General features: G+C 40.9%; 25 protein-coding genes and 1 riboswitch. Of the genes, 18 read left to right on the forward strand and 7 right to left on the reverse strand.

Going from position 1 to position 24,969, the window contains the following annotated elements; translation table 11 throughout:
• Positions 1-3: 3 nt before the first annotated feature.
• Positions 4-540 (forward strand): hypothetical protein, encoded by a 537-nt coding sequence (locus ACH6CZ_RS07375; RefSeq protein WP_374096787.1) that lies wholly within the window; start codon positions 4-6, stop codon positions 538-540.
• Between the two features lie 203 nt (positions 541-743).
• Here the strand turns inward: ACH6CZ_RS07375 and ACH6CZ_RS07380 are convergent, their stop codons facing one another.
• From ACH6CZ_RS07380 to ACH6CZ_RS07390, 3 genes are all read right to left on the reverse strand, one after another.
• Positions 744-935: a hypothetical protein gene (locus ACH6CZ_RS07380; RefSeq protein ID WP_374096788.1), complete on the reverse strand. Its 192-nt coding sequence runs from the start codon at positions 933-935 to the stop codon at positions 744-746.
• 18 nt (positions 936-953) lie between these two features.
• Complete coding sequence (gene pepT / locus ACH6CZ_RS07385; RefSeq protein ID WP_374096789.1) at positions 954-2,180, reverse strand: peptidase T; 1,227 nt, start codon at positions 2,178-2,180, stop codon at positions 954-956.
• Positions 2,181-2,258: 78 nt separating this feature from the next.
• On the reverse strand, positions 2,259-2,837 hold the full coding sequence (locus ACH6CZ_RS07390; protein WP_322419927.1) for an ECF transporter S component: 579 nt from the start codon (positions 2,835-2,837) through the stop codon (positions 2,259-2,261).
• 135 nt (positions 2,838-2,972) lie between these two features.
• Positions 2,973-3,107, reverse strand: a riboswitch (FMN riboswitch).
• A 345-nt stretch (positions 3,108-3,452) separates the two neighbouring features.
• On the opposite strand from ACH6CZ_RS07390, the gene ACH6CZ_RS07395 reads away from it, so the two are divergent.
• Positions 3,453-5,240 carry a S9 family peptidase gene (locus ACH6CZ_RS07395; protein ID WP_374096790.1) on the forward strand — a complete coding sequence of 596 codons (1,788 nt, stop codon included), beginning with the start codon at positions 3,453-3,455 and terminating at the stop codon, positions 5,238-5,240.
• A gap of 35 nt (positions 5,241-5,275) precedes the next feature.
• Here ACH6CZ_RS07395 and ACH6CZ_RS07400 read toward each other — a convergent pair whose 3' ends face one another.
• Positions 5,276-6,403 carry a glycosyltransferase family protein gene (locus tag ACH6CZ_RS07400; protein WP_374096791.1) on the reverse strand — a complete coding sequence of 376 codons (1,128 nt, stop codon included), beginning with the start codon at positions 6,401-6,403 and terminating at the stop codon, positions 5,276-5,278.
• Between the two features lie 467 nt (positions 6,404-6,870).
• Here ACH6CZ_RS07400 and ACH6CZ_RS07405 point away from each other — a divergent pair, with 467 nt between their 5' ends.
• From ACH6CZ_RS07405 to ACH6CZ_RS07480, 16 genes are all read left to right on the forward strand, one after another.
• Positions 6,871-8,001, forward strand: a complete 1,131-nt coding sequence (locus tag ACH6CZ_RS07405) for an SDR family NAD(P)-dependent oxidoreductase (protein ID WP_374096792.1) — start codon at positions 6,871-6,873, stop codon at positions 7,999-8,001.
• Positions 7,998-9,035 carry a WaaS/CpsH family glycosyltransferase gene (locus tag ACH6CZ_RS07410; RefSeq protein WP_374096793.1) on the forward strand — a complete coding sequence of 346 codons (1,038 nt, stop codon included), beginning with the start codon at positions 7,998-8,000 and terminating at the stop codon, positions 9,033-9,035. The genes ACH6CZ_RS07405 and ACH6CZ_RS07410 overlap by 4 nt, the downstream gene beginning before the upstream one ends.
• Before the next feature lie 15 nt (positions 9,036-9,050).
• The gene (gene rfbC, locus ACH6CZ_RS07415; RefSeq protein ID WP_374096794.1) at positions 9,051-9,617 is read left to right on the forward strand and encodes a dTDP-4-dehydrorhamnose 3,5-epimerase; all 567 of its coding nucleotides are present in this window, start codon (positions 9,051-9,053) and stop codon (positions 9,615-9,617) included.
• Positions 9,614-10,636, forward strand: a complete 1,023-nt coding sequence (gene rfbB, locus ACH6CZ_RS07420) for a dTDP-glucose 4,6-dehydratase (RefSeq protein ID WP_374096795.1) — start codon at positions 9,614-9,616, stop codon at positions 10,634-10,636. Before rfbC ends, rfbB begins: the two co-directional genes overlap by 4 nt.
• Positions 10,624-11,484: a dTDP-4-dehydrorhamnose reductase gene (rfbD, locus tag ACH6CZ_RS07425; protein WP_374096796.1), complete on the forward strand. Its 861-nt coding sequence runs from the start codon at positions 10,624-10,626 to the stop codon at positions 11,482-11,484. The genes rfbB and rfbD overlap by 13 nt, the downstream gene beginning before the upstream one ends.
• Before the next feature lie 103 nt (positions 11,485-11,587).
• Entirely contained in the window at positions 11,588-12,217 is a 630-nt protein-coding gene (locus tag ACH6CZ_RS07430; RefSeq protein ID WP_374097444.1) for a sugar transferase, read from the forward strand.
• Position 12,218: 1 nt separating this feature from the next.
• A complete protein-coding gene (locus ACH6CZ_RS07435; RefSeq protein ID WP_374096797.1) occupies positions 12,219-12,968 on the forward strand; it encodes a YveK family protein in 750 nt (249 codons plus the stop codon).
• A complete protein-coding gene (locus ACH6CZ_RS07440; RefSeq protein ID WP_374096798.1) occupies positions 12,965-13,642 on the forward strand; it encodes a CpsD/CapB family tyrosine-protein kinase in 678 nt (225 codons plus the stop codon). Before ACH6CZ_RS07435 ends, ACH6CZ_RS07440 begins: the two co-directional genes overlap by 4 nt.
• A 44-nt stretch (positions 13,643-13,686) precedes the next feature.
• Positions 13,687-14,466 carry a sugar phosphate nucleotidyltransferase gene (locus ACH6CZ_RS07445; RefSeq protein ID WP_374096799.1) on the forward strand — a complete coding sequence of 260 codons (780 nt, stop codon included), beginning with the start codon at positions 13,687-13,689 and terminating at the stop codon, positions 14,464-14,466.
• Positions 14,467-14,514: 48 nt separating this feature from the next.
• Entirely contained in the window at positions 14,515-15,441 is a 927-nt protein-coding gene (locus tag ACH6CZ_RS07450; RefSeq protein ID WP_374096800.1) for a glycosyltransferase family 2 protein, read from the forward strand.
• A gap of 18 nt (positions 15,442-15,459) precedes the next feature.
• The gene (locus ACH6CZ_RS07455) at positions 15,460-16,746 is read left to right on the forward strand and encodes an O-antigen ligase family protein (RefSeq protein ID WP_374096801.1); all 1,287 of its coding nucleotides are present in this window, start codon (positions 15,460-15,462) and stop codon (positions 16,744-16,746) included.
• A gap of 23 nt (positions 16,747-16,769) precedes the next feature.
• The gene (locus tag ACH6CZ_RS07460; protein ID WP_374096802.1) at positions 16,770-18,152 is read left to right on the forward strand and encodes an oligosaccharide flippase family protein; all 1,383 of its coding nucleotides are present in this window, start codon (positions 16,770-16,772) and stop codon (positions 18,150-18,152) included.
• Positions 18,153-18,189: 37 nt separating this feature from the next.
• Positions 18,190-19,359 carry an NAD(P)-dependent oxidoreductase gene (locus ACH6CZ_RS07465; protein WP_374096803.1) on the forward strand — a complete coding sequence of 390 codons (1,170 nt, stop codon included), beginning with the start codon at positions 18,190-18,192 and terminating at the stop codon, positions 19,357-19,359.
• Positions 19,356-20,660 (forward strand): glycosyl hydrolase family 28-related protein, encoded by a 1,305-nt coding sequence (locus ACH6CZ_RS07470; protein ID WP_374096804.1) that lies wholly within the window; start codon positions 19,356-19,358, stop codon positions 20,658-20,660. The genes ACH6CZ_RS07465 and ACH6CZ_RS07470 overlap by 4 nt, the downstream gene beginning before the upstream one ends.
• A gap of 17 nt (positions 20,661-20,677) precedes the next feature.
• Positions 20,678-21,574, forward strand: coding sequence for a UTP--glucose-1-phosphate uridylyltransferase GalU (galU, locus tag ACH6CZ_RS07475; protein WP_374096805.1), 897 nt, complete (start codon positions 20,678-20,680; stop codon positions 21,572-21,574).
• Between the two features lie 50 nt (positions 21,575-21,624).
• Positions 21,625-21,987, forward strand: coding sequence for a helix-turn-helix domain-containing protein (locus ACH6CZ_RS07480; protein ID WP_374096806.1), 363 nt, complete (start codon positions 21,625-21,627; stop codon positions 21,985-21,987).
• 58 nt (positions 21,988-22,045) lie between these two features.
• Here ACH6CZ_RS07480 and ACH6CZ_RS07485 read toward each other — a convergent pair whose 3' ends face one another.
• From ACH6CZ_RS07485 to ACH6CZ_RS07495, 3 genes are read right to left on the reverse strand one after another with little or no spacing between them, the layout of a single operon-like run.
• Positions 22,046-23,137 (reverse strand): glycosyl hydrolase family 8, encoded by a 1,092-nt coding sequence (locus ACH6CZ_RS07485; protein WP_374096807.1) that lies wholly within the window; start codon positions 23,135-23,137, stop codon positions 22,046-22,048.
• Positions 23,138-23,171: 34 nt separating this feature from the next.
• The gene (locus ACH6CZ_RS07490) at positions 23,172-23,669 is read right to left on the reverse strand and encodes a hypothetical protein (RefSeq protein ID WP_374096808.1); all 498 of its coding nucleotides are present in this window, start codon (positions 23,667-23,669) and stop codon (positions 23,172-23,174) included.
• Positions 23,670-23,693: 24 nt separating this feature from the next.
• A complete protein-coding gene (locus tag ACH6CZ_RS07495; RefSeq protein WP_374096809.1) occupies positions 23,694-24,968 on the reverse strand; it encodes a glycosyltransferase family 2 protein in 1,275 nt (424 codons plus the stop codon).
• Between the last annotated feature and the right edge of the window lies 1 nt (position 24,969).

A 24,969-nucleotide genomic window follows, 5' to 3' on the forward strand; every position in this document is an offset into this window, starting at 1 on the left:
TAAATGAGTGGGTCGATCAAGAAGGGACAGGCGATTACATTTCGCCTGCCTTCTGATACACCGGACCATTTGCTGCGGGAATTGCAAAGACTGAAAGAAGCTGAGAAAAGAAATTTCTCAAGTAAAATTGCAGAGTTTGCACTTGAAGGGCTGGGTAAACATTCGCAGAAAGAAAGAGAAACAATTACCGTCCCAATCCCAAAACAGCTATCCAAAGAACAGCGGGCATGGCTCAGACATGCACACTCTGAAGCCTTACTCGGTAACATTGTCTATCAGCTTCTAAACGATCCTGTCAGAGCAACAGCGATCCTGGCATCAATGAACAGCACTTCTTTATCAGTAGATGAAGCACTCTACCTGCAAGAAGAAGAAACACTGGTTGAAGAGACTCAGCCTGCACAACCTGCAAAAGAGCCTGATTTCGACGACCTGGATCAGATAGACTCTATCGAAATCGAACGTGAAGAAGTCGAAGAGGAAAAAGAAGAAGACTTAGACGATCTTTTAGGAAGTTTCTTGGATAAAATGAATAAATAAATGATTAAAAAGGAATCTATTGGAATAGATTCCTTTTTAATTTATTAATTAATTTGCATATTTTATAAAAATATTAATTAATTTATTTTAATTAGCACGGAAAAAGCTTAACTAATTATTAAATTAATATAAAGCGCAGCGGAACGTAAAAGGATGAGACCACTTGAGCCCCACCCTTTTTAAAATGAACAATTCTATTCTTCCTAACGACCCTCTTCTTTCATCTTCCTGCGGCGACTATTCATAAATAAAATAACAGCTCCGACAGTAGAGAAAAATAACACCATATAATCAAACGGTACTGGATCATCATTTGTCACAATCAAATAAAAAATTCTGATTGAATTAATCAGTAAAACCACACTTAAAATTAAATCAAGTTTTCTTAAGTCCACAATGTACCCCTTTCGATGTTACTTATCCACATGTGGAAAACGTTTTGCGATTTCAACAATCACCTGAGACGCTTTTTCCATGTTATCCACAGAGATATACTCAAATTTCCCGTGGAAGTTCTCTCCGCCGGTAAAAACATTTGGTGTTGGCAGCCCCATATAAGATAGCTGCGAACCATCTGTACCACCACGAATTGGCTCAATGATTGCATCAATACCAAGTGAATTCATTGCTTCTTCAGCAATATCCACAATATGACGCACAGGTTCAATCTTTTCGCGCATGTTATAGTACTGATCTTCAATTGTAATGTCCACAGTTCCATCACCATGCTTTGCATTTACTTCATCTGCTGCGCGCTGCAGTGTAGACTTACGTTTCTTAAACTTCTCACGATCATGGTCACGGATAATATATTGGAGCTCCGTTTTTTCAACATCACCATTCATCTGCATTAAATGAAAAAATCCTTCATAACCGGCTGTAAACTCAGGTGCTTCATCTAAAGGAAGCATCTGATTCAGTTCCATCGCAATCTTAAGTGAGTTCACCATCTTGTTTTTAGCAGTGCCAGGGTGGACGTTTGTCCCGTGTATGGTCAGCTTTGCACCGGCTGCGTTAAAGCTTTCATATTGAAGCTCTCCAAGTGGACCACCATCAATTGTGTAGGCATAGTCAGCGTCAAAGCGCGTCACATCAAACTTGTGAGGGCCTCGGCCGATTTCTTCATCCGGCGTAAAGGCAACGCGAATTCTACCATGCTTGATTTCAGGATTCTGGATCAGATGCTCCATAGCAGTCACAATCTCAGCGATACCAGCTTTATTATCCGCGCCTAAAAGCGTTGTGCCGTCTGTGGTAATCAGAGTGTGACCTTTATACTTGCTCAGTTCCGGGAACTCAGCAGGGGACATCGTTACTTTGTCATTTAACTGAATATCTCCACCATTATATTCAACAACCTGTGGATTTACATTCGTCCCGGTAAAATCAGTTGCAGTATCCACATGGGCAAGGAAGCCGATTGTTGGAATATCACCTTCTGTATTTGCAGGAAGTGTGGCCATCAGGTATCCGTATTCATCTACTTCAACTTCTTCAAGACCAATTTCTTTAAGCTCTGTTTCTAAATGTCTAAGCAGATCCCACTGCTTTTCAGTGGATGGTGTTGAAGAGGAATTCGGGTCAGATTGTGTATCGATTTTTGCATATGTAATCAAACGGTCCATCAATTTCTTTTGCATGAGACAACCTCCAGGATTTTTCTTTATTATAGCATGTAAAAGCACCAGTCAGGAAAATGCCCGGCTGGTGCTTACTTGTTAAACGGGTCCTGTCTGCATTGACTGCTGACGGATCCACGGTTTTAGTTTTACGAATAAAGGAATAAACAGTGCTGCCACACATGCTGATTTGATTAAGTTGAACGGAATAATTGCGCCAGTTGTCAATCCTAACTTAACAGCTGGATCAAGCATGTAATCCATTCCAAAGAACCACGCATATGCAGGCAGAATTAAAAAGTAATTCAATACTGCAAGCAGCAGAACCATTAATACAGTCCCTGCAACAAGGCCTTTAGCAAGTGCACCTTTTGTTTTACGCTTGTGGTAAAAGAATGCGACTGGCAGGATAAACGCACAGCCTGCAATAAAGTTCGACAATTCGCCAATTGGCACGCCACTGCCTTTAAAAAGGTAGTACAAAATATTCTTTAATGCTTCAACAATTACACCAGCCATTGGCGAAAACATAATTGCTGCAAGTAAAGCAGGCACGTCACTGAAGTCAATTTTCAGGAAATCCGGTAAAAACGGAAGTGGAAAATTGAGCATCATCAGTAAGAATGCCACTGCGCTAAGCATGGATAGCTTAACTAAAAGTTGTGTGTTTTTTAACATGAGTAGCTCCTGTCCTCGTTCCACACAGAAGTTTCGGCACCCGTACACAAATAAACCCTGCAGATTCGGCGTAATCAGCAGGGAGAATTCAGCACGAAATAAAGGGTCAGCTTTACGCAAATCCCTCATCAATGCCTCCATCTTCTCCCATCCAGACTATACTGTCGGCCTCCGGTTTTCACGGAGTCAGCAAATAGCTCCCTATTCGCTCGCGGGCTCACTCTTACATTTACCGCCGGTCGGGAATTTCACCCTGCCCTGAAGATGGAACGATATTTAGTTTAGGATTTTAGTATAGCGTAGAGTGAATGGTTATTCAATTTAAAAGTTTTGACTCTGTATTACTGGCCGGTGATTTCCGTTTCAGGGGGACTTCGCGGCCGGGCGCTGAGCCATCAGGCTTCGCTGTGATCGTCTCACCTGTCCCTTCCTGCTACAGGAGTCGCCCCCTTCCACTCCAATCACCGGCTGTGCAAGTACAATGAGGGGTTTGAATACAATATTTCTTAATGGCATAGTAGAAAAACGAATGCTAAATTTCGCTATAAAAAAGGATTATCATATTAATTGATCGAATATTACGGAGAACGAAACAAATAGGGAGGATTTTTAGAGATGATTAACTTCAGACAGCCTGATGTCGAAAACTTTTTTCAGACGTTTGGCATTCAGACATTTACAGTAAATAAAGAGGAAACGCAGCTTGTTTTCAGTACAAATTTGAATGGTAAATATAATCTCTGGGCGATGGATCTGCCGAATGCATTTCCCTATCCGCTCAGCTTTTATAATCAGAGTTGTTCAGAGCTTGCATATGACAAGCAGGGGCGATACATTCTTGCGGTGATGGATCAGGATGGTGATGAAAATGGTCAGATTTATGCAGTACCGCCAACCGGAGGCAGCTTAGAGCCGCTGCGCACACATGAAGGCGCACGTCATATGGGAATGAATCTGAGCAAAGACGGTGAGAGACTGTATTTTACTTCTACAAAAGAAGACCAGACTTATCTGAAATCCTATTGCTATGACATCAAAGAACAAGAAGAAAAGGTGATCCATGAAGGAAAGGATGCAGCAACGTACCTTACAGCAAAAAGCCCGAATGAACAGGCAATTGTCTATGTAAAACATTATGCAAATACATACGTGCTGGCATTCGTTAAAAAAGACGGTCAGGAAGTATATCTGACCCCGGACCGTGAAGAGCAGCATACAGTTTCAGGTATAGAATTTGTCTCAGATACACTGATCTATTTTACAACGAACTACGGAGAAGATTTTTCTTACCTGGCTCGATTTAACCTTGAACACGAATCCTTTGAAAAAGTTGCAGCGATTGAAAAAGAGGATTTCGATGACGTCTACTACGATCAATCATCAAACAGTCTTTATATCAGAGCTGAAAAAGGTGTAAAAGATAAGTTGTATCAGTTTGACTTGAAGGAAGAAACGTTAGATGAAATTGATATCCCAACAACTGAAATTGCAGGATTGAAGGTAGCTGATTCCGGCAACCTTTATCTCTCAGGCAGAACGGCTGTGAGACCGGCAAACATTTATATGAGAAAAGACGGTCAGTGGAAGCAGCTGACAAAATATAATGTGCCAGGTGTGAAGGAAGAAGAAATGGCAGAGCCGGAGCTTCATACTTATAAATCATTTGATGGTCTGGAGATTGAAGCACAGTTCTTTAAAGCGAAACCTGAAAACAGCAATGGTCACGTCATTCTGTGGCCACACGGCGGACCACAGGCAGCAGAACGTGCAACATTCCGTTCGCTATTTCAATTCCTGGTCTACCGAGGCTACAGCATTTTCGCACCCAACTTCCGCGGTTCAACCGGATACGGCCTGAAGTTCTCGAAAATGGTTGAAGGTGACTGGGGACACGGACCACGCCTTGATAATATAGAAGGGCTTGAGTATCTATTTAAAAAAGGACTCGCAGACCGCGACAAAGTCCTATTGATGGGCGGAAGCTATGGCGGTTATATGGCGCTGCTTCTTCACGGTCGTCACGCAGACTACTTCAAAGCAGTCGTGGATATCTTCGGACCAAGTAACCTGTTCAGCTTTATTGAATCAGTTCCTGAACACTGGAAGCCTGTAATGAAACAGTGGGTAGGCGATCCGGTAGAGGATAAAGAAAGGCTCACAAAAGATTCACCGATTGAGTACCTGGATTCCATGACAAAGCCAATGTTCGTCATCCAAGGCGCAAAGGACCCGCGTGTTGTGAAAGCGGAGTCTGATCAGATTGTTGAAGCGCTTAAAGAAAAGGGTCGTGATGTGAAGTACCTTGTATTGGATGATGAGGGGCACGGGTTTTCGAAGAAGGCGAATGAGATGAGGGTTTATGAGGAAGTGCTAAGGTTTTTTGACGCGTATATAAATTCATAAGAAAAGGGCGGGGACTATTTGTCTCCGCCCTTTTCTTATGAAGAAGTAACCTTTGAAGGCTGGAAATCTTGCGGGTGTGTATCAAACATCTTCCAAAGAATCTGCTGACCTTGTGAATATTCAGAGAGCACCTGATCCAGACAAGTATCACAATTTTTTATAAATCCTCTCCAGTTCATCGAAGTGTAATAGCGATATAGTCTGTCGGCAAAGTCAGCATCATGAGAATCATATTCTATGCCTGTCCCCGTGTTCATGCCTTTTTCACCCATAAACGAACCTGCAGTGAAGATCTGCGGGATATAATGAATGATCCCATCATAAAACTTATTACCCATTGCCTGTGACAGGAGTTTATCTTCTTTGTAGATATTATGCAGAATATCGGTTTCTTCTATAAATTGATAACGTTCATTTGGCAGATAAGAGCCGTGAAAAAAAACATTATAAATCTGCTGCTGCTGACAAAAGCGCTCAAGATTTCTACCTGTCTTTTGCATTCTGCCATTATAATGAAGTTCAAATCTTGGATCATTTGCCAGCTTTTTAATCAGCGCCATATTCATACTTTCATCTCTAATCATGCCCCAGTATCGAATTCTTACAGGATACTGCAGCCTATTTTGCTGATTTCTAATATCTCTTTGCAGAAGTGCTTCAGCTATCAGATTGTGTGAAGTGTATATGTGATCATATGAAGGCAGGAATTTTCTGAAACCATCAGAGCTGACAAAGGTTACTTGTGAGTGCTTAACCATTCGGCCCACCAGCCACTTATACCACAAAAAATTCTCATGGGTCGGATCTCTGTAATCGTAAATATATTTTTTCCGGTAAGTTGTCGAAAGAAGGTCCTGTATAAGGAAACCGGTTGCTGTATTTAGGATAATTAAGAAATCAAAATTTTCATTTTTGATCAGCTCCAGTGCATGTCTGCGATAGTTGATAAAGCCTCTCATTTTTTTAGCTTTTGTCACCTCGTCTTCCTGCATATGTGTAAATTCATGAAGTGTGATATCCTTTTTAACCTCGCCATCCTCTTTTCCGTCTCGGTTCCAGTAAAGCAGGTGAATATCATGCTGATCCGTGCTCAGGTTGCTGAGATAAAAATCAATGTAAGGCATAAATTTTATTTTTTGTACGCCCAGCAGCAGTATTTTCATCAAACCACTCCTTATTTTATATCATTTTGTTCATTATAAAGAATAAAGAGGGAAAATAGAAGGAGTTTACAAAAAATATTCTACATAAAGAACAAAGGGTGTAGAATTTTCTTCAGTAATGGATTACACTAGTATCAGATTACATAAGCCGTGAAGCGGTCAGGAGGACATATATGATGAATAAAGAATCTGGTTTTTCAAAGGGATGTGTAATAGGTATACTTATAACAACACCTTTCTGGCTCGTTTTGATGATTGTGGTCAAGAAATTATTATAGAAGAAATAACGTATAAACACGTAAAAAGTAAGATTGAAAAGAAAATTGCATAATATTGTTGCTTTTAAATAAAATCCGGTTTACAATATGGAAAACGTTCTTTTTAAAGAACATAAAATCCGGCGAAAGCGGATTTATTTTTTACTTCATTTGTTCTTTATCGAGAATATAAGGGTGGAGGTAAGAAGCATGAGAATATTAATTACAGGTGGAGCGGGCTTCATCGGCAGTTCGTTATCTATGAAATTACTAGAAAAGGGGTACGACGTGAGGGTCATCGATAATTTGTCACCACAGATCCATGGAGAAAATCCTCAGCAATCTGAATTATTTCAGCGAATCAAAAATAAGGTGGAGTTCATCTCAGGTGATGTAAGAAACAAAGAGGACCTTGAGTTGGCAGTAAAAGATGTGGAGGTTGTTGTGCATCTTGCTGCTGAAACAGGCACAGGTCAATCAATGTATGAAGTGGAAAAGTACATTGATGTCAATATTAACGGCACAGTTAATTTGCTGAATGTAATAGCTGCCAATCGTCATCAGATCAAAAAAATGGTTGTGGCATCATCGAGAGCTATTTATGGTGAAGGGAAGTATAGGTGTGAAGAGCACGGAGAAGTATTCCCGGATAGCCGTTCAGATGAAGATTTGTCAAAAGGGGATTTCTCGGCAAAGTGTCCGGTATGTGCGCGTGATGTAAAAGTGCTCGCTACTTCTGAAGAATCCCGCATCAACCCGCTTTCGATTTATGGTTTCACAAAGTATGGGCAGGAAAATCTGGTTATGCTGACAGGAAAATCATTAAATATTCCGGCAGTGGGGCTCAGATATCAAAATGTATATGGTCCGGGTCAATCGCTTAAAAACCCGTATACAGGAATTTTATCTATCTTCTCAACAAGAATTAAAAACGGTAATGATCTGATGATTTTTGAAGACGGGGAGGAGAGTCGGGATTTCGTCTTTATTGATGATGTGATAGACGCTACGGTCAAAGCGATTGAACTGGATGAAGCAAATCACCGGGTGTTTAATGTTGGAACTGGAACTGCAGTCTCTGTAACAGAGGTAGCACGTGCGCTTCTTCATCATTACAAATCAGACCTGTCGTATCACATAAGTGGTCATTACAGACTTGGGGATATTCGTCATAATTTTGCTGACTTAACTCAAGTGTCTGATGCGCTTTCATTTACACCTTCTTATTCTTTTAATGAAGGAATTAAAAGATTTACAGAATGGGTTAACAATCAGGAAGTTGAAGAAGACCGTTATGAGCATGCCATGATGGAAATGAAAGCAAAGGGTTTATATAAATGAAGACGATGTACAAAGGCAAAAGAATATTGATGATATCAGCGAATTTTTTCGGTTATGAAAAAGAAATCCGTCAAAAACTTGAGTCCTTTGGCTGTGAAGTGGACTACTTTGATGAACGTCCTGAAAATGATTTTCTGACAAAATCTCTGATCAGAGTCAATCGTAAGCTGCTGGCGCCAAAGAACAATGCCTATTACAGCAGAATCATAGAGCAAACCATAGACCGGGATTATGACTTCATTTTTATCATCAAAGGAGAAGTCATATCAAAAAAGCACATAGAGCGTTTAAAAAACGCACATAAGCATGCAGCATTTATTCTTTATTTATGGGATGCACTTAGCTATTCTCCTAATTCGAAGGCAATTAAAGAGATGTTTGATGCAGTCTATACATTTGATCAGGATGATGTGAAGCAATATCGTGATATGCACTTCAGACCATTGTTTTTTATTGATGACTACAGACGATCAGCAGAAGCAAAGGTCATTCAGGACATTGATGTTCTCTTTATAGGTACAGTCCATACTGACAGGTTCAGCGTGTTGAAGAGAATTGAACAGCAGCTTAAGGATAAAAACCTGAACTTTTACTTTTACCACTATTATCCGAGCAGAAAGCTGTATTATCTGAAGTGGCTGCGTGATAGGGATATCAGGCGGTACGGAAAATCAGAATTGAAATATGACAAACTTTCAAAGGAAAAGATTACACAGCTTTTTAACAGGTCCAGAGTCATAGTTGATATCGAAAGACCGAAACAAAATGGTCTGACAATGAGAACAATTGAAGTGTTTGGTGCACACAAAAAGCTGATCACAACAAATGAATCAATTAAAAATTATGACCTTTATAACAATCAGAATATGTACATCATAGACCGTCATACTCCTGTGATTGATCCGGCTTTCATCTATCAGGAGTATGTAAAACCTTCTGAAGAAGTGTATGAAAAGTATTCGCTGGATGAGTGGCTGCATGATATCTTTTTTGGTAAAAAACAGTTAAATCACGACATTGTGCGTGTGAAATGAGGGGAGAATCATTCTATGAAAATCATAAAGACCAGATTTGAGGATGCACTGCTTATTGAGCCGAATATGTTTGAGGACAGCAGAGGATATTTCATGGAAAGTTATAAAAAAAAGCTCCTTGAAGAGCATGGAGTGGTAATGGACGTCGTTCAGGAAAATCATTCACTTTCAAAGCATGCGGGAACACTAAGAGGGATGCATTATCAGCTTAAATCAAAAGCACAGGCAAAATTGTTAAGGGTCACAAATGGTGCGATCTATGATGTGATCGTGGATATCAGAAAGAACTCTCCTACATTCGGAGAGTGGGAAGGTTATATACTTACCTCGGAGAATAAGAGGCAGCTTTTGGTACCTAAAGGATTTGCTCATGGTTTTTGTACACTCGTAACGAATACGGAAGTACAGTACAAGGTTGATGAGGTATATTCACGGGAACATGACCGGGGGTTTGTATGGAATGATCCTTTAGTCGGTATTAACTGGCCGTTTTCGAATCCGGTTTTATCAGATAAAGACAGTACTCACCCGTTATTTGATCAGGCAGAATATGATTTTACGTGGGAGGGGGTTAAAGCATGAGATATCTTGTTACTGGTGGTGCCGGTTTTATTGGAAGCAACTTTGTCAAACATCTTTTGAATGACAATCCGGATCATTTTGTGGTCAATCTTGATGCGCTGACTTATGCAGGAAATCTCTATAACCTTAAAGAGGTGGAAGAAAATGAGAATTATGTATTTGTCAGAGGCAGCATTGAAAATAGAGAGCTGACAGATCTGATCCTCGAGCAATACAGCATTGACACAATCGTCAATTTTGCAGCTGAATCCCATGTGGACAGAAGTATCACAGGACCGGATGTTTTTGTAAAAACCAATGTACTTGGTACGCAATGTCTGCTTGATGCGGCAAGATCATATGGTGTCAGTAAGTTTGTCCAGGTTTCAACTGATGAAGTGTATGGAAGTCTTGGAGAAACGGGATATTTTACTGAAGAAACGCCTCTTTCACCCAGCAGTCCATATTCAGCCAGTAAAACTGCAGCTGATTTACTGGTCAAAGCCTATCATGAAACATATGGAATGAACGTCAATATTACAAGGTGTTCAAATAATTATGGGCCGAACCACTTCCCGGAAAAGCTGATCCCGCTACTGATCACCAATGCACTGCAGGATAAGAAGCTTCCGATCTACGGCGACGGCAGTAATGTAAGGGACTGGCTTCATGTCAGAGATCACTGCAAAGCGATTGACCTTGTTGTACACAAAGGAAGACCTGGAGAAGTTTATAATATCGGCGGTCACAACGAGAAAACAAATAATGAAATCGTTCAGATGATTACAGATCAGCTGAAGGTATCAAAAGATCTGATTACTTACGTAGCTGACCGTCCGGGGCATGATAAGCGTTATGCAATCGATCCGGCTAAGATTACCGCTGAACTCGGATGGCAGCCATCTTATTATTTCGAAGAAGGACTGAAAGAAACAATAGAATGGTATCTGGAAAATGAAGGATGGTGGAGAAAAATTATGAATGGCTCATATACAAACTATCGTCCAAAGAGATCCGGTGATCAGTTATGTCCCCATTAAAAGTACTCGTGACAGGCAGTAAAGGTCAGCTGGGACAGGAATTGTGTCACGTGCTGATCAATGAAGGGCATGACGTAACCGGTCTCAGCAGAGTTGAACTCGACGTCACAAATGCTGAAGCCGTTCTCAATATGCTGAACCGCTGCCAGCCTGATATCGTCATCCATACTGCAGCTTATACAGATGTTAACCGGGCAGAAAAAGAGCCGGAAAAAGCTTTTCTCGTTAACAGTCTCGGTACAGAAAATGTTGCCCTGGCAGTAAAACAAATAGGAGCGAAAATGGTCTATATCAGTACGGATTATGTATTTGACGGAACGTCGCAATATCCAATCCGTGAAGAGGAAGCTACAAATCCGCTCAGTATCTATGGGAGATCCAAATTATTAGGAGAAGAGCATGTCAGAAGGATTTTAAGTCATTACTTTATAATCCGTACTTCATGGCTTTATGGCAGATATGGAAGCAATTTTGTGAAGAAAATCCTCGAAGCGGGTGATCATGCGAAGACAGTTACTGTTGTCAACGACCAGTTCGGCTCACCTACGTACACGGGTGATCTGGCAGATGCAATAGCAAAGCTGATTGTCACTGATCAATTTGGTCTTTATCATCTGTCGAATTCCGGCAGCTGCTCCTGGTACGAATTTGCCAGGGAAATTTTTTATCTGGCAGGGAAGGATGTGTTAGTCGAGCCCTGCAAGACAGAAGAGTTCAAAAGCCCTGCAAAACGTCCAGCCTACTCAATTCTCGAGCACAGCAGGTGGAGAGACAATGGTTATGCAGAGATCAGGCACTGGAGTGAAGCACTCGAAGAATTTCTGGCACACTATTTGATTTCTTCATAAAAAATCGTCAGAGAGGGTGAAGATCATGAGAATGGATAGAGAAGGGGAAGTTCCTGCACCAGTTGCAGTGACTTATAAAGCGCCGGTCAGAAAAAAAGTCCATATGATGAGCAAGCATAAATCTTATCTGCTGGTGAAAAGGGTCATCGATGTATTAGGGGCATTGGCAGGTCTGGTGATTTTATCTCCGCTTTTTTTATGCATTGCTGCAACGTATCTTTTCGGTGAAGGGAAAGGTCCTGTAATGTTCAAACAGCGGCGTTTAGGCAAAGGTGGGAAAGAGTTTTACATTTATAAATTCCGTTCAATGGTTATGAATGCAGAAGATTACCTGAAAAATAACGAAATTCTATATAAAAAATATGTTGAGAATAATTTTAAGCTGGAGCCTGAGGATGATCCGAGGATTACCCGCGTAGGCAAGTTTCTCAGAAAAACCAGCCTGGACGAACTGCCTCAGCTGATTAATGTATTAAAAGGTGAGATGAGTCTGGTTGGTCCAAGACCAGTTGTAGAAGCAGAGTTGCAAAAATACGGTGAGCTTTCCGGGGAGTTTTTATCTGTAGATCCAGGAGTGACCGGCTACTGGCAAATATGCGGCCGAAGTGAAGTAGGCTACCCTGAACGTGTGGATATCGAACTTTATTATGTGCATCATCAATCCCTGACACTGGATGTGAAAATCCTAGTAAAAAGCATATTATATGTTTTGCAGAGAAAAGGGGCCTACTAAAGTGGAGCAGTCACTTAAAATCAGAGAATCCTGGTCAGTGATCAAAAGCAGAATCATTTTTATTGTGATGGCAGGCTTCATCTTTGCTTTTCTGGGCGGAGCAATTTCTGCTTATATGGTAGACCCGTCATACGAAGCGTCGAGAAAGATTGTCGTCAATAATCAGGCAGAGCAGCTTGATTACAATACAGTGATGACTAACTTTCAATACGCCAACACCTATAGTGACTTCATCTATTCTGAAGTGGTGCTTGAAAAAGTGATCAGCGACCTGAGTCTTAATACTTCCGTAAAAGACCTTGGGAAGCAAATTGATGTCACAAGTAAAAATGAATCACAGGTGATTACGATTACGGTTAAGGATAGTGATTATGAACGTGCTGTTCAGATCGCTAATACAACAGCAACTGTATTTCAGAACAGAGTAAAAGAAATTATGCGCATTGATAATGTCATGCTTTTTCCTCCTGCTGAAGTAAAGACGAATGTGGAGTCCAGCAGTCCGGGAACGATGTTGTTTGTTGTAGTAGGAATGGTAGCGGGTATCGGAATTGGACTTTCAATCGCATTTGTACAAAAACTTTTCAGCACAACAATAGATTCAGAGAAAGATGCGATGGTTCTGCTTGAGAGCCCTGTACTCGGTATAGTATCGAAAGAACGTCATAAACAGTCGAAACAGATAACAGTACCAAAAGATGCTCAGCGCGTTTATTCACCCTATAAAAACCTGGGGAGGGAAGCTGAATGATCTTGCAGTCTAAAAAGTACAAAGCTGAAAAAAGAATTATTACACAACAGCAACCAATGTCGCCATATAGTGAACAATATAGAATGATCAGAACCAACCTGGAATTTCTTACACAGCGCACTTCTATGAAGACAGTTGCTGTCACTTCAGCTGGTAAAGAACAGGGAACAACCACGGCGCTGGTCAATATGGGTGTGGTCATGGCACAAAAAGGGAAAAAGGTGTTGTTGATCGATGGGAACATAAGGGATCCTGCACTGCATTTGTTTTTCAGAAAGAAAAATCAGTATGGACTTACAGATATTCTGGCGGATCCGCACATGAGAACGGCTGAATATATACTTCCCACTTCTGTTGAAGGGTTAGGTATTCTGACTTCCGGGTCAAAAAAAGGAATGGGAATGGACCTGGTTATGGAACAAATGACAGGATTATTTGAAAAGTTTAAGCGAATCTACGATGTCATTTTAATTGATTGTCCGCCTGTGGTAGAGAACGCCAATGCGCAAATTATTGCAAGCTGCTCGGACGCATCTGTGATGGTCATTAAAATTGGAAAAACAAAAAAAGATATGGCGCAAAAAGCAAAAGAAAACCTGACAAAAGGACATTCACACTTTCTTGGTACTGTTATCTTGGATAAAAGAAAGCTGAAAAAGTCACATTTTTTTTAATCAGATCGTTCTTTATTAAGAATAAAAAATGAGGAGTGAGCGGAATGAAAGGCATTATTTTAGCAGGTGGAACCGGCTCAAGGTTGAATCCATTAACAAAGGTGACGAATAAACATTTACTTCCTGTAGGAAAATATCCAATGATTTTTTATTCAATTGCAAAGCTGAAGCAAGCCGGTATTACTGAGATGATGATTGTTACAGGTAGACATCATGCCGGAGATATTATTAATCTGTTGGGCAGCGGATCTGAGATGGGATTAAAGCTTACTTACAGAGTTCAGGATCAGGCAGGTGGGATCGCTGAGGCACTTGACCTGGCTGAAGAATTTGTCGGCAGTGACCTGATGGCTGTAATTCTGGGGGATAACATCTTTACGACAGATATTACGCCATATGTAGCAGAATTCAAGGAGCAGGGAAGAGGAGCAAAGATTCTTATGAAGGAAGTCAGCGACCCTGAGCGCTTTGGGGTGGCGGAAGTGAAGCAGGATCATATCGTCTCGATTGAAGAAAAGCCTAAAAATCCAAAATCAAATTATGCAGTGACTGGATTTTATATGTATGACGCAAGAGTATTCAACATTATCAAGACACTGCAGCCGTCAGGTCGCGGAGAGCTTGAGATTACAGATGTGAACAATGCGTATATTAATATGAACGAATTGCAGTTTGGCATCGTAGACGGTGACTGGATTGATGCAGGTACACATGAATCGCTGGCCCGCGCGAATAAAATCGTTGAAGATATCGTAATTGATTTGAAGGATACAACGCATGAAGTGCCTGCTCCGGCGAAACAGCTGAAGATTGCCACGGTCTGAGTGTTCTTTATGAAAAATAAATGATATTTAAGTGAGGTGAACCGTACTGTGGACGAGAAGTCAGTCGCGATTATTTTATTGAACTGGAACGCTTACAATGACACAGTAGAATGTCTGCATTCTCTTGAAAAGCTGGTCTACCGGAACTTTCGTGTATTTCTTGTAGATAACGACTCTAAGGATCAGTCTTATGAAAAGCTGAGAGCAGATCAGCTTTCAGGGGCATTCAGTCTTCCGCTGACGATTATTCAATCAGGCAGTAATATCGGCTGTGCCGGCGGAAATAATGTTGGACTGAAAGCGGCTTATGAGGAGGGATATGAATACTTATGGATGCTCAATAACGATACAATTGTCGATCAGCATTCCCTCACCAGACTAGTAGAAGAAATGGAAACAAATGTTCAAATCGGAATTGTCGGTTCGAAGATCATAAATATGAATAATAACCTTGTATGGTTTGCAGGTGGTTCAATTAATCAATACCTTGGGACAAGCACACCCTACGGCATCGATCGGCAGGAGTCGGAAAAATTCAACACGAGAAAAGAAGTAGGTTTTGTCGTCGGATGCAGCATGCTGTTTCGCAGGGAATTAATCGACTTGATAGGCTGGTTGGATGAAGACTATTTTATCTATTATGAGGATACAGACTGGAATCTGAAAGCAAAAAAAGCAGGTATGAAAATTGTTTACGTACCGGATTCCCTGATCTATCACAAGGAATCAAGCTCCACTAAGTCTGAGGAATTATCACCGCATTATGCTTACTATCTGATGCGGAATGGCTACTTGTTCGTCAAAAGGAACAATCCGAAATACAAACTGATCGCACTTCTTTATATGACTTACCGGATTGTAAAATTCCATTTGCTTTACGTGTGGAATAAAGATCACAAGTTAAAGCGCAGCAGAATGATTTTCAAAGGCGCATTGCATGGGCTGAAGAATCAGAACGGGCAGTTTTCAGATTAATGGTGAGGAGGGGAAAGTATGAATGAAGCGATGGTCTCTCATAAAGAAAAATTTTTTATCTTTTTAATCTTATTCAGTTTAATATTCTTACAGAGATTTGCCATTACAATAGGTGACATTCAGCTTTCCCCGGTCTTTTTATTGTCTCTGCTCTCGATCACAGTGCTATATGTCCTCAACACAATCGAAATAGATCAAAGGAGACTGACATTGTTTCTATTGGCAGTCAGCGGATTGAGCCTTGTCAGTCTTTACGCACTGATGGAACTCAAGTCAGTAGGTGTTGCTTCTCTGCTCTCTGTCATTGTTTTTTACTTACCGCTGCTTTTTATTCACAGAAAGAAAGGCAGTCTGGATTATATTCTATCTACTTATCAGGCAATGATGATTATCGTTGCTATTATCGGCATTGGACAATATGCAGCCCAGTTTACAGGATCAGGATTTTATGATCCCCTTCAGTCGCTGCCTGAACAGTTCATACTACAGGATTATAATACGCTTAACCCGATGTCTTGGGATTCACCGGTTATTAAAGCAAATGGCATGTTTATGCTGGAACCATCTTTCTTTTCAAAAATGCTGGCAATCGGACTTGTGATCGAATTCATCACAAAACGGAGAATTATCGTGATGCTGCTATTCTTTATCGGAATGCTACTCGCGTTTTCAGGTACCGGGTTCATTATTCTGGCGATTGTGGCAGTTCCGCTGCTGATCAAAATGAAGCCCGTCCAGTTTTTTCTGGTTACACTGATCTGCGGCATTTCAGTTTATATTATGTTCGCACAGGGGTACGGTGACATTTTTGTCGAACGGCTGGAAGAGTTTAATACACCAAGAACAAGTGGCCACGTCAGATTCATCGCACCATGGCAGGCTTACGGTGAGTTTTTCCGAACAGAAGATACCTCAACAGTCATTTTTGGTTACGGAGCAGGAAGTGTACAGGAATATTATTCAGCTAACTACACGTTTGATGAATTATCTCCTTCTCATATTACAGCTCATCCGATTGCTTATATCAAGCTGCTCGTTGAATACGGAATCATCGGCGGGATTCTCTTCACGATCTTTATTGTCTATACGTTCTTTTCAATTACACATCACAAGATTTTAACACTGGCACTATTCATCAATTATTCATTTCTGACAGCTTCTCTTCTTCAGACAACAACCATTTATGTGTGCTTTATACTTGGAACGCTAGCGGTGAAAAACAGCCTGGAGAAAAAAGAGCAGGAAGCTGAGCAAGTTTGTGAAACTTGGCACCACTTAAAAGTAATTAATGCAAAAATAGATTAAGGAATAAAAGGTGGTGAGCGGACGTGGTGACAAAAAAAGACGGCAGGACGATTAGAACAGGCGGCATCTGGGCGTTTCTGGGAAAGTTTTCTACTTCCATTATGACGCTGGTGATCAATGCAACACTTGCAAGGATCCTGCTGACAGAAGAGCTTGGTTTATACTTCCTTGTATTTAATATTGCGATCTTTGGCGCCTACGTAGCAACCGCCGGCTTTGAACAGACAGTGGTAAAGTACGTAGCAGATAGTCTGGCCCAAAACAGACCTGAAAACGTTCTGTACATGATTAGGACAGCATTTCTTGGTACTCTTGCCGGATCAGCAGCGGTCGGAGTGTTATACTACCTCAGTTCCAAAGTGATTGCATCGGTCATTTTCAACATTGAAGGATTGACAGCGATTACACTGGTATTGATTTTTTGGATGATTTCCAATGGTTTTCAAGTGCTCATAGGAGAGTCATTTAGAGGATTCCAGAATATTAAGTTTGCAACGATCTTTGGCGGACTTTCTTCTACAGTCATATTTATTGCACTGCTCACAATCATTAGCCGATTTGACTGGTACAGTTTATCTATTCACTCTGTCATTGTGTTGTGGATCACTGCTATTTCCTTATCCAATGTAATTGGTCTGGCTGTGCTGATCAAAAAACTTTCCGTTTTAAAAACAGACCAGCACTTCAGCCGGAAACCGACACTCACATTGAAAAAGATTATGCCGGTTACCTTGCCATTTATGATTACAGCTCTTAGCTACTTTTTTATCACACAGGCTGATATCTGGATGATCAGTATGATCGGCAACCAGCATGATATTGCGATCTACGGAGCGGCAGCTAAGCTGGCGATTCTGATGTCGATGCCTTTTATTATATTGAACTCTGTCACACAGCCGATGATTGCGAGTAAGTTCGCAGCCGGCAGAATAAAAGAATTTGAAAAAACGCTCAGGACTGTCACTGCATTAGCTTTTATACCGGCATTCCTGCTTTTTATAGTATTTGTACTTTTGGGAGACGTATTGTTGACGCTTATTTTCGGATCTGAAGTATACGGTAATGGGGCACTGATTCTGTTTCTGCTGGCTTTAAAGCATCTGCTGGTGATCTGGAGCGGTACAGCAGCGAATCTGCTGGCCATGACCGGTTATCAGAGAAAACTGATGATGATTACGATCATCACAGGATTCATCTCTATGGCTGCAGCAGCCTTAGCAGGTCAGCATTATGGAGGAGTGGGAGTAGCGCTTGGATTTTTAATAGCGGGGACACTGGCGCAGGTCTATATGATGGTCAGCGTATACAGGGCACTTCGCATAAAAGGCTATGCAGACTTCACAGGTATATACAGCCTGGTCAGAAAAGAAATTGTCAGACTCAGACCTGCAAGAAAACTAGTGTAATCGGTGCAGGATCATTAACAATTGAGGGGTGTAGAAGATGTACTTACAAACAAGAGTAGGAATTGCAGGGACTGGATTTATCGCATCGGGGCTAATTAAGGCGCTCCATCTGCAAAAAGATATGACAGTAACGAGTGTGCTGACGAGAAGAAATCTGAATGACTTTCATTCATTCCCTTATCAGGACAAGCTGACAAATGAAATAGACAGACTGGTAGCCAGTTCAGACTTGATTGTAGAGTGCAGTGGAGATCCGATCTACGGAACAGAAGTTGTATTACGGGCTTTCGCAGCAGGACTTCCTGTCGTTACGATGAACGCTGAGCTGCATGTCACGTCAGGATCCTATCTATCTGAAAGAGGGTTTATTACTGAAGCTGAAGGAGATCAGCCGGGATGTATTGCAGCTTTGCGTGAAGACATTATGCAGATGGGCTTTAAACCAATCGTATACGGAAACATCAAAGGTTTTATCAACCTGAATCCGGATCGCGAAGAAATGATGTATTGGAGCAAGCGCAATAACTTGAGCCTTCCGAAAGTGACTTCATTCACTGATGGAACAAAAGTTCAGATTGAGCAGGCCCTCATTTCAAATGGCCTTGAAGCGGATATTTATCAGGACGGGTTGCTGGGACCTTCTGCTGAAGACATTAAATCAGGTGGTGAATACCTCGCTGAAAAAGCAAAGCAGCATGGTGCACCGATCAGTGACTATGTCTTATGTCCAAAAGGTCCTGCGGGCGTTTTTATTACCGCCGAGCATGAAGAGGATCAGCAAGGCGCGCTGGAATATTTGAAGCTTGGTCCCGGTCCATTTTATACGCTCGTCCAGAACTATCACTTGTGTCATCTTGAAATTGTTAAAACAATCAGAAGGGTTATGGATGGTGGGGGCGTACTGCTCAATAATTCTACACTCCCTTCAGTCAGTGTAGGATCAATCGCTAAAAGAGCAATCAGTAAAGGAGAAAAGGTTCAATCAGCTAACGGCAGCTTTGATGTCAGAGGAGAAGCAGTAAGAATTAAAGATCATGAGGGTCACTTACCGATCGGTCTATTTGAAAATGCAGTACTGCTTAATGATATAGAAGAAGGACAGTTGATCACAATGAAAGATGTCTATATCGAAGAAACGACAGCACTTAACGCCTGGCTTGAAACGGAAAAGAAAGTGCTGAATCAATATAAGGCGGCGAGTAAATGAAAAAATTAATGATTACGCTTGTTCTGTTCAGTGGAGTCATCGCGCTGATCTCTCTCTGGCCGGAGGATGAAAAAACACAAGGCACGATGGATCCCAGGCCGGAAAGCTCAGATACTGCTTATGTGAATGTGAAGGAATACGGTGCAATTGGAGACGGTGAACATGATGATACAGAAGCGATCAGAACAGCGATCGAAGAAAATGACCACATCTATTTTCCAACAGGTACTTATCTGATTACCGGTTCAATCGAAGTGGACTCAAAAAGAGTGGAAGGGTCAGGGATGGATACAGCTGTGATTCACAGTACTGCAAATGAGCCGATTTTCAGAATTACCGGTTCGAAAAATGACGTCAGAAACCTTGGGCTCAGTTATGAAGGCTGGGATCAGCGGGAATATACGAAGCGAAATGCCATTCAGTTTGAAGAACAGGTTGCTAATTCGGTCTTTGAAAGTATTCATATGGTATCAGTCTACAGAGGCTTTTACATTTCACAGGACAAAGAAAACTATGCATTCTCAGTGAATATGAGAAATATTTATATTTATCAGTATGCTAAAAATGCGATTCATCTGGTGCCTCCACAGGGCGGAAATACAGGAAGTGTAATAGAGAATATTTACACATCCAATGGCCTAAGAGACAACCGTTATGAAGCGGAAGTTGTGCCTTTTGTCTTTGAGCGTGCCAGTGAAATGACGTTGATTCAGCTGAATGCAGAGTGGGCGAATATAGACACTGCATTTCAATTCGACTACTGCTTTAATGTTGTTGTCATCAGTCCACATATCGAAGGAAATAACCTGCGAAATGAAAACAATACATTTTTTGATATCAACGACTCAAATATAAAAATCGTCGGGGGACGTGCATATGACAACGAAATTGAAGCAAATTCTTCGATTTTTACAATGAAGTGGAACTCAATGGTATCAGCCGATACATTTTATGCAGAATCCAATGAAGAAACAGGTGGAACGCTTTCACTCCTGCATACCCGGGACAGTACAGAAGGACGCCTCGAGTTAACAGGTTTTAAAACAGATAAAGATGAGCTGCTACAAAACCAATTTCTGTTGAATGAAGATGGAACCCCCATACTGACAAGGCTGAACGATCAGAGTTACTTTGATGGAATGGGTGTCTACACAGCAACAGAGCTGCCGGAACCTTCAGCATCATGGAGAGGGAAAATGATACTTGTTGAACGCGGTGGAAGCGACAGGATCTATATATGCGTGTTCACAGGAAGCGGGTATGCATGGCAGGAAATGTCTAAGAGCGGAGAAAACACTTAAAAGAGGAGGAGATGAAGATGCAAAAAGTGAAAAAAGCGATTATCCCGGCTGCGGGTCTTGGAACGAGATTTTTACCGGCCACTAAGGCTATGCCAAAAGAAATGCTGCCGATTGTTGATAAGCCGACCATTCAATATATTGTGGAAGAAGCGGTGGCTGCAGGAATTGAGGATATTATTATTGTAACCGGTAAAGGAAAAAGAGCGATTGAAGATCACTTTGATTATGCATCAGAACTTGAGAGGAATCTGATAGAAAAAGAGAAATTCGATCTGCTGGCAAAGGTGAAATTTACATCTAACCTGGCAAATATTCATTATATTAGACAGAAAGAGCCGAAAGGGCTGGGTCATGCAGTCTGGTGTGCCCGCCAATTTATCGGGAATGAACCTTTTGCTGTATTGCTTGGTGACGATATTGTAAAGAGCAGTGTCCCTTGTATCAAACAGTTGATGAATCAGTTTGAACAGACCGGCACTTCAATCATTGGCGTACAGCAGGTAAAAGAAAAAGAAACGCACCGTTATGGCATTATCAATCCTGCAGGCAGAGACGAAAGAATGATTCATGTTAAAGGGTTTGTAGAAAAACCCCTGCCTGGTACTGCACCATCGAATTACGCCATTCTCGGCAGATATATTCTGACACCGGAAATCTTCAGCCTTCTTGAAAACCAGGAGACCGGGGCAGGCGGAGAAGTCCAGTTGACGGACGCAATTGAAAAGCTAAACCATTTACAGGAAGTATACGCATATGATTTCGAAGGCATCCGTTATGATGTCGGGGAAACACTTGGTTTCATAAAAACAACGATTGAATTTGCACTCAATGATATTTCCATTAAAAGCGAATTTGAACAGTACCTGAAAGAAGTAATCCGCACAATTGAAGCGAAAAATACAGTGACGTATTAATCTTGCGTAAGTAGTATGAGGCGTCTAAATCAATTAAAGGGGAAGTGAAAATGATTGGGGACAAAATCAAATATTTGAGGCTGAAAAAAGGATACTCCGTCTCTCTTCTAGCATCCAGATCAAATGTCTCAAAATCCTACCTGTCAAACCTTGAAAACAATAAAAAAAGTAATCCTTCATTATTCGTTTTATCAAAGATTTCCACCACGCTCGGCGTACCTGTGGAGTATCTGGTTGATAAAGAAATTGATTTTGAAAAGAGAAATCTTGACCCGGAGTGGCTGACTCTCATAGAAGAAAGTATAAAAGAAGGAATGTCAAAAAAAGACTTTTTAGAGTTTAGCGAGTTTTTAAAATTCAAAAAGAGTAAGTTACTGATTGAAAGGGGAATGGTGGAAAAATCAGAAATATAACACTTAATTTGATAAATATATATAGTTAAATAAACGGGCAGCCTGAATGGCAGCCCGTTTATTTAACTATTTTATGATTAAGTAGCTCCTGTTCTGAAATCAAAGGTAACAGGTTATCAAAAATATGGGTATCATCATCGTATACAGAATATCCGCCTTTGTATTTTCCTCTCGCTTTTCGGAAATCTGTCATTCGTTCGTATATATCTTTTGCTAATGCATGATCTCCATACTCTATCATATATAGAATAAGCCAGCCATATATGGCAGGAGACTCATAATCTACTACAGCATCTAGTGAATCAATGTGGTATTTTCCATAAACTTTATTGTTTTCTCTCATTTCTCCACTAATAAATCGATAGAAATCTTCAGTTTTCTTCCCTTCCAGCTGAGCATAATAAGCAGCAATCGACTGATCTACGATATTGATTTCTTCGTCATACTCATATTCCTCAGACTCGATGTGAAATCTCTTAGGTAAAAATGGTCCCTGATAAGGTGCGTTTATCAGTACATTTGTTGTTTTTGTGTAGATTTCTTCTGTAATAAACCTGTTTTCTTTCATTATGTTCAAAGCATCCGTTTTCACATAAGAAAGAGTTAGGTACTGCCCTGCAAGGTCAATTTCTTTATCATAGAAATCAGTTAAGTACTGATTCCGGACGTTGTGCTTTGTCGAGTACAGGCTGATATTTTGTGCAGCTTTTAAATATGAAAGATTATTCCATTTTAAGTGTGCATTCATTAACATGTGAGCAATCCTGAGATCATCTACCAGGGCGTTTGCCACTACATTTTTGCTGCCTGACTCATCGAGCTTCCAGTAAATAAATCCAGATGCATCGAGAAAATTGTCGTCAAGAAGCCTATAAGCCTCTCTAAATAGGACCTGATCATCTTTTGCAAGGCTGTATTGCATCCATAAACCAAGTGATTCGGCTAACGCTTCCCTCCCGGCCGTCAGGTCTTCATCAATCGGTGTGCGCCGCTGAATATAAGTTGCAAGTGTGTCATTCTCATTTGTCAGCCATTTCCGGATAAAGTGTTCTGTATCATTTTTATGAGACTTCCCTGTCTGCAGGAAAATAGAAATTCCCCCTCCGACTAGTAAAATCGATAAAATAACTAAGCTAATCTTTAATTTCATTACTACACCTCATCTTCCGGATCTGACCTTTATATCAGGCGATGGAAGTAATGAATATTTCTTTATCGCTGAAAGGAAGGTTCCCTGAATATTTTTTTTGTTGTTCTGAGGTGAGCAGGCAGTATTTACTTAGCCTGATAATGAGCTCTTCATTTTCTGACTGACCTGCATTGTTCATGTCATCAAATCTGGCAGCTTTTAAATTCATGTACCCGGCAGGGACCTTATGACTGAATGCTGAATACACTCCTGCTAAGGCAGCGGGGGAGGCGCCCCCGACAACAATCAAATCGGGCTTTTCATAGCTAACAATCGGATCGATTCTTTTGATCATATCCTTAGCGCTATATTCATCCCAATCACAGGATTCATCAAGATAAAGTGAGTATACAGGCACATTATGATGCTCTTTTGTAAAGCCTAATGAAACAATGGCTGTTAATTCATTACAAGAATCAGTTGAAAACAGGTCTCCAAATGCAATTAGTGAATCAAGTTCTGCGATATTATCTGCAATCAATAAAATTCTCATACGAATTCCTCCAGTTTATTAGATTTATGATGCATGATTCTTCTCAGCAGGCTGCTTAAAGCGCTGTGTTTTATACCATACAGATTCCTGCTTGAGCATAACCCGCTTCGCTTCAAGGAACGATGCATAGATAACCAGAACGACCCACATTTGTGAATAAGTAAAGTACATGAATAACACTGTTACAAAGTTCTTCTTTGTCAGCTGGTCTTTTTCAAGACTTAATGCCAGACAAACCTCAGTTACGAAAAGCAGAAAACCGGCGATTAATAGCATGTAAGAGACTGGTCCGATCGTCAGTTCCAGGTCATAAAAGAGATTTGTGATAAAAATTCCATGTGATAACAGCACACCACCAAAGAACAGATAATACGTAAATAAGAAGTAAAAGAGATCCAGTAAAACCTTTTTACTCTCAAGCTTATAGAATTGAAGGAAGTATTTCAGAATGACATATAAGTTTCCACGTGCCCAGCGCGTGCGCTGCTTCCACCAAACCCGAAGATTCTCAGGTTCCTGCTCCCACGTGATGGCAGCCGGGAAGAAACGGATATGAAATCCCATATTATAGACTCTGATACTTAGTTCAGTATCTTCAGATAGAGCTTTTTCATCCCATCCGCCTGATTTTTCAAGGATGCTTCTGCGGATTGCGAAGTTGGTTCCCGGGATTGTCGCCATTTTGAACCAATACCATCTGCCGGCCTGAGCAAGCCACTGGAATGTTAATGTCTCACTGTTAATTAATCTTGTTAGCAGGTTTTTACCTGCATTGATCACTCTGAATTTACCAACTACAGCACCGGCTTTTTTATCGTTTGCAAGTGCCAGTGCCAGATTCATAACTGCATCAGGTTCAGGAAGATTATCCGCATCATAGACAACGATCATTTCGCCTCTGGATTTAGTCAGACCATAATTCAGTGCAGATGACTTTCCTTTACCTGAGTATGGAGGCCGTGTATGAACCGTTTTAATATATGGGAACTGGGAAGAAAACTTCTCCCCGATTGCTCCTGTCTGATCAGAAGAATTGTCATTGATTAAGATGATTTCAAGTTTATCTTTAGGGTATTGCAATTTTGTCATGGCTCTCAAGGTATCGTCAATGACGACTTCTTCGTTGTGAGCAGGTATCAGTACACTGACTACAGGAAGAGAAGGTGGATTTTTACTGATCAGGCGTTTAAAGTCCATATACTTTGAGTGATGTAAATAACCCCCAAGCATAAGAAATGCGTGATAAAATAGCATTGCCCAGATTAAAAATAATGAGATGTATACGAGTAAATCCCCCATA

Source organism: Jeotgalibacillus sp. JSM ZJ347, assembly GCF_044383825.1.
In the GTDB taxonomy this organism is placed as follows: Bacteria; Bacillota; Bacilli; order Bacillales; family Jeotgalibacillaceae; genus Jeotgalibacillus.